The sequence below is a fragment of the Mucilaginibacter pedocola genome, from assembly GCF_002013915.1.
GTDB lineage: Bacteria > Bacteroidota > Bacteroidia > Sphingobacteriales > Sphingobacteriaceae > Mucilaginibacter > Mucilaginibacter pedocola.
The window spans coordinates 1-2,053 of record NZ_MBTF01000032.1 but is presented as its reverse complement, the minus strand read 5'-3'; the positions used below and the strand labels follow the sequence as shown (position 1 = coordinate 2,053).

Genomic DNA, 2,053 nt, shown 5'->3' with positions numbered 1-2,053 from the left:
TGCTCCAGAAAGGAGGTATTCCAGCCACACCTTCCGGTACGGCTACCTTGTTACGACTTAGCCCCAGTTACCGGTTTTACCCTAGACGGCTCCTTGCGGTTACCGGCTTCAGGCACCCCCAGCTTCCATGGCTTGACGGGCGGTGTGTACAAGGCCCGGGAACGTATTCACCGCGTCATTGCTGATACGCGATTACTAGCGAATCCAACTTCACGGGGTCGAGTTGCAGACCCCGATCCGAACTGTGAACAGCTTTATGAGATTGGCATCCTGTTGCCAGGTAGCTGCCCTCTGTACTGCCCATTGTAGCACGTGTGTAGCCCCGGACGTAAGGGCCATGATGACTTGACGTCGTCCCCTCCTTCCTCTCTATTTGCATAGGCAGTCTGTTTAGAGTCCCCATCATTACATGCTGGCAACTAAACATAGGGGTTGCGCTCGTTGCGGGACTTAACCCAACACCTCACGGCACGAGCTGACGACAGCCATGCAGCACCTAGTTTCGCGTCCCGAAGGACTGGAGCGTCTCTGCTCCATTCGCTAACTTTCAAGCCCGGGTAAGGTTCCTCGCGTATCATCGAATTAAACCACATGCTCCTCCGCTTGTGCGGGCCCCCGTCAATTCCTTTGAGTTTCACCCTTGCGGGCGTACTCCCCAGGTGGAATACTTAACGCTTTCGCTTAGACGCTGGCCGTATATCGCCAACATCGAGTATTCATCGTTTAGGGCGTGGACTACCAGGGTATCTAATCCTGTTTGATCCCCACGCTTTCGTGCCTCAGCGTCAATCTTAGCTTAGTAAGCTGCCTTCGCAATTGGTGTTCTGTGGCATATCTATGCATTTCACCGCTACTTGCCACATTCCGCCTACCTCAACTACATTCAAGCCCATCAGTATCAAAGGCACTGCGATAGTTAAGCTACCGTCTTTCACCCCTGACTTAATAGGCCGCCTACGCACCCTTTAAACCCAATAAATCCGGATAACGCTCGGATCCTCCGTATTACCGCGGCTGCTGGCACGGAGTTAGCCGATCCTTATTCTTACCGTACATTCAGCTTCGGTCACGACCAAAGGTTTATTCCGGTACAAAAGCAGTTTACAACCCATAGGGCCGTCTTCCTGCACGCGGCATGGCTGGTTCAGGCTTCCGCCCATTGACCAATATTCCTTACTGCTGCCTCCCGTAGGAGTCTGGTCCGTGTCTCAGTACCAGTGTGGGGGGCCATCCTCTCAGATCCCCTAAACATCGTAGCCTTGGTAAGCCATTACCTTACCAACTAGCTAATGTTCCGCATGCCCATCTTAACCCTATAAATATTTGATTATCAAACAATGCTATTCGATAATATTATGCGGTCTTAATCTCTCTTTCGAGAGGCTATCCCCCTGGTTAAGGTAGGTTACATACGTGTTACGCACCCGTGCGCCACTCTCATCAGGAGCAAGCTCCCAAATCCCGTCCGACTTGCATGTATTAGGCCTGCCGCTAGCGTTCATCCTGAGCCAGGATCAAACTCTCCATTGTATAATGTGTTGTTCAAATCCAAGCCCTATTAAACTCAATCAATAGAAACTTGTAAAAAAAATATTCTCTTACAAAGCCCCTCTAATCTTCAAGCTTCTTTCTTTTTAGCTATAACCACCTCGCGGTTGTTACGCTGCATTTTTATTGTCTTCCTGTCTCTTTAAGAACTTTATCGGCTAACCCGTCGCAGGCGCCTGTTTTATGTTTTTGTGCCTTTCAACACTTTAAACTTTCAATCTTTTTTAACCTCGAATTGCTCTCGGCTTCTTAACGTTTTTCCGCGTTTCCGCTCCCTCGTTTTGGGACTGCAAAGGTAGAAGCTTTTTTCTATTTTCCAAAATTTATTTTCAAATAATTTTTGGCTTCTTTTTCCTTCTTTTCCCACTCAACCTCTCGGCTTTTGCGGGCTGCAAAGGTAGCGAATTTTTATCTTCACTCGCAAACTTTATTTTTTAAATTTTTTCGTTTGCTTTCCCTTCAATGTACTACCCGCTTTCCTTTCGGTCTTGCGGGCTGCAAAGGT

General features: G+C 48.6%; 1 rRNA gene. It reads right to left on the bottom strand.

Annotation, left to right across the window (positions count from 1 at the left end):
* Positions 1–8: 8 nt before the first annotated feature.
* A 16S ribosomal RNA gene (locus tag BC343_RS20350) occupies positions 9–1,530 on the bottom strand.
* Positions 1,531–2,053: the final 523 nt, after the last annotated feature.